Source organism: uncultured Campylobacter sp. (assembly GCF_963517995.1).
In the GTDB taxonomy this organism is placed as follows: domain Bacteria; phylum Campylobacterota; class Campylobacteria; order Campylobacterales; family Campylobacteraceae; genus Campylobacter_A.
On the sequence record NZ_CAUQHQ010000129.1, the window covers coordinates 1 to 6,288 of the forward strand.

Genomic DNA, 6,288 nt, shown 5'->3' on the forward strand with positions numbered 1-6,288 from the left:
GGTTCAGGGCGTGCCGGCATACGTCGTTAGCGGTAAATATCTGCTAAACGCGCAGGCGTTAGGCTCGATCGACGCCATGGCTGCCGCCGTCAAAGAGCTATCGGCGAGATAATGGACTACAATATCGAAAACAAGGGCTTTGTCTGCTTTGTTTATAACTTGCAGCGAAGGCGAGCGTTTTGGGCGGCGTTGCTCGCGGTTTTGGCGGTCAAATTTATCTTGTGCGAGCTGTTTTTAGGCGGCGCGGTAGCCGACGCGCTTGTTGTGAAGCTGCGCTTTGCGACGCTGTTTGCGGCGTTTGGCGTGTGCGTAGCGATGTGCGCGCCTAAGGTTTTTGGCGTCAAGCTCGCGGGATTTTTCTTGATTTTTTTGGGCGTGATATTTGGGCTTGATTACTCCACGAGCGATTTTAGCGGCGTTAGCGAGATTAGCTTTCCTTTTGCGCTACCGCTAAACGAAATTTGCCCGAGCCTTTTTGCGCCTGATTTTAGCGCGGCAAACGAGGCGGGATTTATCAAAATTTACGCGCGAGCGAATTTTGCGTTTTTTGCGGTGTTTGGGGCGTTTTGTCTTGTGATGATACTAAGCTGGTTTGTGTATAATGCGCGTAGCAGCGAAATTAATAAAATTTAGGTTTTGGATTCCCCGCGCTTGACGGATTTCAAAAGTAGTTTTTGATTAAGGCGCTCGGTCACATACTATATGTATGCTCCCGTCACGCCTAATCAAAAACTATTTAAACTACGCCTACCGACGTCTGGAATATTTATCTCATATCCTGCTAAATTTACAAATTTAAAACTCAAATTTGACATTTTCGATGGGCGGGTCTAGGTGGCTCAAATTTAAAAATTTGACTTCAAATTTGAGTGCAAAAAAACAAGGCGCAGTTTTTTTCTTTTTACTTCGCGCAAGCGCTCGTAACGAGACTTCGCTACGAGGAGACGAGGCGAAGGAGCGAACTAGTCGCCCGTAACCTATTTGACATTTTTAAGATGCGGGTCTCGGTAAGTAAAATTTGCAAATTTAACCAAATTTGACCTCAAATTTAAATGTAAAAAAATCAAGGCGAAGTATTTTGAGATGGATTTGAATGTTGTGCAGAAATTTTAAGTCAAGGTTAGACAAGTAGTCTGCCGCAGACTTAAAATTTCAAACTCATTCAAAGACGCTCAAAAGACAAGCCACTAAATTTAGATTATTCGCCGCTTAGCAGGATATATCCACTTTCACTGATATTTTTAAATTTAACCCCCAGCTCCCGCTTCAGCCTCAGCACGACGTTTTGTATCGCGCCCTTACTCGTTTGCTCGCCCTCATAGACGAATTCCTCGATCATCTCGTAGCTCACGAGTTTGTTTAGGTTGTACGCAAAGAGCCAAAAGAGCTTGTTTTGCAAAAATGATAGATAGATCTCCTCGCCGTTTTTGTAGATCTTTTCTTTGGCGAGATTTATGCTAGTTTGCGGGCTTAAGCGCACGAGCTTTTCGCCCTTTTCGTAGGTTAGAGCTACGAGCAGGCGGCAAAGCGCGGCGATATCGACGGGTTTTTTTAAAAAAGACGCCGCGCCGTGCTCGATGCTTTTGATGAGGTTGTCGTCGGTGTCGTAGGAGGTAAAGACGATAAATTTTTGCGCGGGTTTGATGCGTATCATCTCCTTCATCATCTCAAAGCCGTTCATCGCGGGCATGTGGATGTCGGTGATGACGACGGCGGGGGCTAGCTTTTTAAATCGCTCCAGCCCCTCCAGCCCGTCTGCCGCGCCCCAGACGCTTAGGCAGTAGGGCTTTAGTCCGCCTATTAGCAGCTCCCTTGCGATCTCGTCGTCCTCGACGATGAGGACGGTCAGGTCTTTAAGTAGCTTTAAGTGCTCTTGCATCTCACTCCTTTAAATTTATCTCAAAGCTTAGCTCAAACGTCGTCGGATCGCCCGCACTTAGAAGCCTAATGTCGCCTGCGAGCTTTTCGTTTGCCAGCTTTTTGCCAAAATACAGCCCGATGCCGCTTCCTTGCTTTTTGGTGGTTTTTGGTTGGGTTAAAATTTTATCCCGAGCCGCCTTGCTCACGCCGCTTCCGTAGTCCGTGACGGCTATCTTGCACGTGCCGTTTTCAAATTTGACGTTAATAAAAACTTGCCGCTTGGCGATCTGCTCTTTGTATCGCTCCACGACCGCGTCCTTGGCGTTGTGAATGAGGATGAGCAAAATTTGCTGCACGATGCCCATGCGCTGCGTGGCCTCTTCGTCTTTAAACTCGCGCAAGATTACCGAGACGTTTGCCTTGCTAAGCTCGGTGTGCATGAGTTTTAGCAGGTCTTTGATGCAGCGCTGCACGCTAAATTTTTGCGGAGCGTCGCTTGTTTTGTAAAAATTTCTAAAAATCTCGATCGTATCGCTTAGAAGCACGGTCGCGGCCTGCCCTTTTTGCAGCATATGCTCTAGCGTCGCGGCGTCTAGTTTGCCGTCTTTTTGTAGCATAAGCAGGCTTGAGATCATCAAATTTAGCGAATTTACCGGCTGGATAAACTGATGATTGATGCCGCTGATTAGCTCGCCCGCCTCGCTCATGCGGGCTTTATGCTTGAGCAGGGCTTCGTAGTCGTCTTGCAGGTTTTTGATTTTTGAGTACATAAAGTTATGGAGGAAATTTGCCACGAGCGCCAGCGCCGCAAACGCAAAAAGCAGGATGAGGGCGTTTTTTAGCACGGAGTTAAGCAGTGCGGCGAGCTCCTTTTCGTTATCCGTACCTGCGCCGATGAACCAGTTTAGCGTGGGGATCTCGGCGACGGAGATGAAATTTGATCCGATATTTAGGCTCGTGATATCTTCGCCTCGCAAAAAAAGCTCTTTAAATTTATCCTCGATCTGCTTTTTTAGCGCCGCATCCTTCATCGGGGTTAAAATTTCGCCGCCGTGAGTTACGATAAAGGCGTATGAATCGGGCGCTAGCTTAAATTTTTCCATATTTTTTAGTATGTTTTGCAGCTTCACCACGCCGCAAAACACCCCTGCAAACGAGCCACTGTCCATGACGGGCACGCATAAATTTAACGTCGGTTCGCCTAAAATTTTATGGCGCTGCATAAAATTTACCGTGGGTGCTAGCGTGCTTTTGGTCTCCTCAAACCACACAAGCTCCGTGCGCAGGCTCTTTGGCATCGCTTCATCGTCGCCTAGTTCCTTGCCGTCCACGAAGATCTCTCCGTCCTCGCGTAAAAACTGCAAGGCGTCAAATTCCGCGGAGTTTTCTTTAAAAAGCCGTATGAAGGCGCCCAGCTTTTCGCTATCTTGCGAGATACCCGCGTTTTGCATAAATTTAGCCGCGCGGACCAGCGAGTGCAGTCGCTCGTCTAGCCAAAACGAGAAATTCCCGACCATATTTTCGCTAGCGGCGATCTTGTTTTTATCCGCGAGCGCCGTGATCTGCGCCTTGGCGTCCTCGTAGTTTTTCACACCCAAAAGCACCACGAAAAGGCTAGCAAAAATGATGATGAAGTAAATTTTAAAATTATGTTCGCGTAAGGCTCTCATGCGGCGAGTATAGCAAAATCGGTCTAAATTTAGACCGATTTAAGCTTTTTTGAGAGTTAAAATTTTGCAAACGAACATCGCGGCGAGCACGACGAAGCAGACGCCAAAGCCAATCAGCGTGCAGTCTGCCATCGACATAAATTTGCTTGATGGGATCAAGTACCAGCCGTCCTCATAAAGGTCCACTAAATACTTTTGAAAGCCGCTTAGCGTGACGCCGTCCGGAACCATCGGGTTATCGTAGCCGCAGTCGCCCGTAGGCAAGAACCAATCAGGCGCCCATTTTTCAAGCGGCAAGCCGAACGGATAGTGCGGCTCGGTCGAGCAGCCCTGCACGCCGAACGGATCATCGCCGTGCACTGCGTCGTGGATTTTGATTAGTTTGGCGCTATACATTATGCCCTGGATCGCGCCCCAAAAGGCTAACAGGTAGCCGAGCGCGGCGAGGAGTAAATTTTTAGGATTTATGATCGCCACAAGGCCTCCCAGCGCCATGCACAAAAATGCAAAGCGGATATAGACGCACTGCTCGCAAGGCGGCATATAGACGTAGTTTTGAAACAGCGAGTGCGCGAGGATAACAAGCCCTACGCTCACTGCTACGAGGATCGCCCACGGCATGCGGCTATCTGTGAATTTCGCTATTTTTTCCGCAAATTTCATGCCCGCGCCCTATTTTTTGAGCAGCTCTTCAATTAGCTGCGCCATGCCGTCGATAGAGCTGATGGACTTCGTCATGATGAGGTATTTGCCGTTTACGACGAACGCCGGCACGCCTTGGATTTTCGCTACGTCGTAGCTCTCGTCCCATTTTTTAAGCAGCTCGGCGACTTTGGGATCCTCTAGCTTTTTTTGATAGTCCGCCTCGCCGATGCCCGCCGCATCAAGCCCCGTCTTTAAAAACGCGGCCTCGTCCTTGCCGTCGCTCCAGCGTTGCTTTTGATCGTGATAGGCTTTGTAGTAGGCAAATTTAGCCTTTTTAAACAGCGAGTTTTCATCTAGCAGGCTTACGCCTTTTTCCTCGTCCATCACGGCTAAGACGGCAAAAATTTTACTCGCTGCCTCGCCGTATTCACCCTTGGTTTTTAGATGAAACGGTACGTATTTTAGCCCCGCGACCTTTTCTACGACCTTCGGCGTGACGGTTTTGTCGTATTTGTAGCAAAACGGGCATGCGTAGCTAAAGACCTTAACTAGCGTGTTTTGCTCCACGGGCAGCGGCTTTTGCAGCTTTACGTAATCCTCGCCCTCGGTAAACGCGGCCGCGCTAAGGGCGCCGAACATCGCAACGGCTAGAAGGCCTTTGCTAAATTTAGAAAGTAGATTCATGGAATGCTCCTTAAAATGATTTTGTTTGCGTTAATTTTATATTCTCTCGCCGCCGCAAAACTCACGCTAAGATAAATTTTAGATTAAATTCGTAAAATTTGGGCTAAATTTTAGCGGAAAATATAAAAATTTGAATTATTTTTTGGATTTAAGCTATTTATAATAATAGCGTGATTTTCACGTTAGAAAGATTTACTAAAATTACGGCAATGAAACGATTTATCATTATAAAGGAGAAAAGATGAAAAGAACTCTCTCATCGGTCGCCCTAGCTGCGGCGTTACTCGGCGGTCTAAGTACGGCCGCGCTGGCTATCGGCGGACCTAGCGGCTCGCACATCGACTACGGTATCCCGGGCAAGATCGGCGAAGTGGTCGTAAACCCGTACGACACCGCGCCTCTAACGGCGGTGATCAAAAACGGCGGCTACACGCTAGCAAACGCCAAGGTCACTATCGTGCCAAAGCCGGACGGCCAGACGATCAGCTATAAAGTCGCCGACAAACACCTTCGCACGCACGGTGGAATCCCTGTTTTCGGACTATATCCGGACTATCAAAACACCGTCGAGGTCGAGTACGATAAAATTTACAAGGGCCAAACTGAGCACGTAAAAGAAACCTATAAAATTTACGCGCCTGCGATTTATTTGGAGAGCTCGGGCATGCCGTCTCAAAAGGGCGCGCTGTTTGATAAAATCGAAGTCGTAAAAGCTCCGAGCGCCAAATTTGCCAACCGCCTTTACTACGTAAATAACTTCGTAAATAAAACGGGCAAGGGCACCAAAGTCGTGTGGAACAACCCCGCAGGCGGCGCGATCGAGTGGAACTACAGCCCAAACAACTTCGTACTAGACACCAAGGGCGAAGTGCGCTGGTATCTGGAGCCGAGTAAAATTTACGATCTCAAACAGCCTTTTAGCGCGGGCGTCATGATGGGCTTTAAGCAAAACGACGACGGCGCGATGACGTGGGGCTATGGGCAGCGATACGCTAAATACGACATAATGGGTCGCGAAATCTTTAACCGCGAGCTACCTGCGGGCTACAACGACTTCTCGCACTCTATGGACGTGGCGCAAAACGGGCATTATTTCCTTCGCGCGGCAAACGCCAACTATAAACGCGCCGACGGCAAAAACGTCCGCACCGTGCGCGACGTCATCGTCGAGGTCGATCGCGACGGCAACGTCGTGGATGATTTTAGGCTGTATGAAATTTTAGATCCGTATCGCGACATCGTGCTAAAAACGCTCGATCAGGGCGCGGTGTGCCTAAATATCGACGCTAAAAAAGCGGGCCACACTGCAAGCTCGGACGAGCTAGCCGCAATGGATACGAACGAAAAATGGGGCGACATCGTGGGTTCGGGCCCCGGACGCAACTGGGCGCACGTAAATTCGATCTCATACGATCCTAGCGACGACGGC

At 48.8% G+C, this 6,288-nt stretch carries 6 protein-coding genes; 2 read left to right on the forward strand and 4 right to left on the reverse strand.

Translation table 11 applies throughout. The features are described from left to right. Nucleotides 1-111 precede the first annotated feature (111 nt). Nucleotides 112-633, forward strand: coding sequence for a hypothetical protein (locus RYL88_RS10720; protein WP_314991193.1), 522 nt, complete (start codon nt 112-114; stop codon nt 631-633). 565 nt (nt 634-1,198) lie between these two features. On the opposite strand, the gene RYL88_RS10725 is transcribed toward RYL88_RS10720, so the two are convergent. From RYL88_RS10725 to RYL88_RS10740, 4 genes are read right to left on the reverse strand one after another with little or no spacing between them, the layout of a single operon-like run. Then, nucleotides 1,199-1,879: a response regulator gene (locus RYL88_RS10725; RefSeq protein ID WP_314991196.1), complete on the reverse strand. Its 681-nt coding sequence runs from the start codon at nt 1,877-1,879 to the stop codon at nt 1,199-1,201. 1 nt (nt 1,880) lies between these two features. Further along, nucleotides 1,881-3,530, reverse strand: a complete 1,650-nt coding sequence (locus RYL88_RS10730; RefSeq protein ID WP_314991198.1) for a sensor histidine kinase — start codon at nt 3,528-3,530, stop codon at nt 1,881-1,883. A 39-nt stretch (nt 3,531-3,569) separates the two neighbouring features. Then, a complete protein-coding gene (dsbI, locus tag RYL88_RS10735; RefSeq protein ID WP_314991199.1) occupies nt 3,570-4,193 on the reverse strand; it encodes a protein-disulfide oxidoreductase DsbI in 624 nt (207 codons plus the stop codon). 9 nt (nt 4,194-4,202) lie between these two features. Beyond that, nucleotides 4,203-4,859: a thiol:disulfide interchange protein DsbA/DsbL gene (locus tag RYL88_RS10740; protein ID WP_314991200.1), complete on the reverse strand. Its 657-nt coding sequence runs from the start codon at nt 4,857-4,859 to the stop codon at nt 4,203-4,205. A gap of 241 nt (nt 4,860-5,100) precedes the next feature. On the opposite strand from RYL88_RS10740, the gene RYL88_RS10745 reads away from it, so the two are divergent. Beyond that, nucleotides 5,101-6,288, forward strand: a 1,188-nt coding sequence (locus RYL88_RS10745; RefSeq protein WP_314991202.1) for an aryl-sulfate sulfotransferase, incomplete at its 3' end; no start/stop codon positions are given.

What these genes read in the sequence shown, in the direction of transcription:
- RYL88_RS10720 (WP_314991193.1), top strand. Translation starts at nt 112, where the DNA reads ATGGACTACAATATCGAAAACAAGGGCTTTGTCTGCTTTGTTTATAAC.
- RYL88_RS10725 (WP_314991196.1), bottom strand. Translation starts at nt 1,879, where the DNA reads ATGCAAGAGCACTTAAAGCTACTTAAAGACCTGACCGTCCTCATCGTC.
- RYL88_RS10730 (WP_314991198.1), bottom strand. Translation starts at nt 3,530, where the DNA reads ATGAGAGCCTTACGCGAACATAATTTTAAAATTTACTTCATCATCATT.
- dsbI (WP_314991199.1), bottom strand. Translation starts at nt 4,193, where the DNA reads ATGAAATTTGCGGAAAAAATAGCGAAATTCACAGATAGCCGCATGCCG.
- RYL88_RS10740 (WP_314991200.1), bottom strand. Translation starts at nt 4,859, where the DNA reads ATGAATCTACTTTCTAAATTTAGCAAAGGCCTTCTAGCCGTTGCGATG.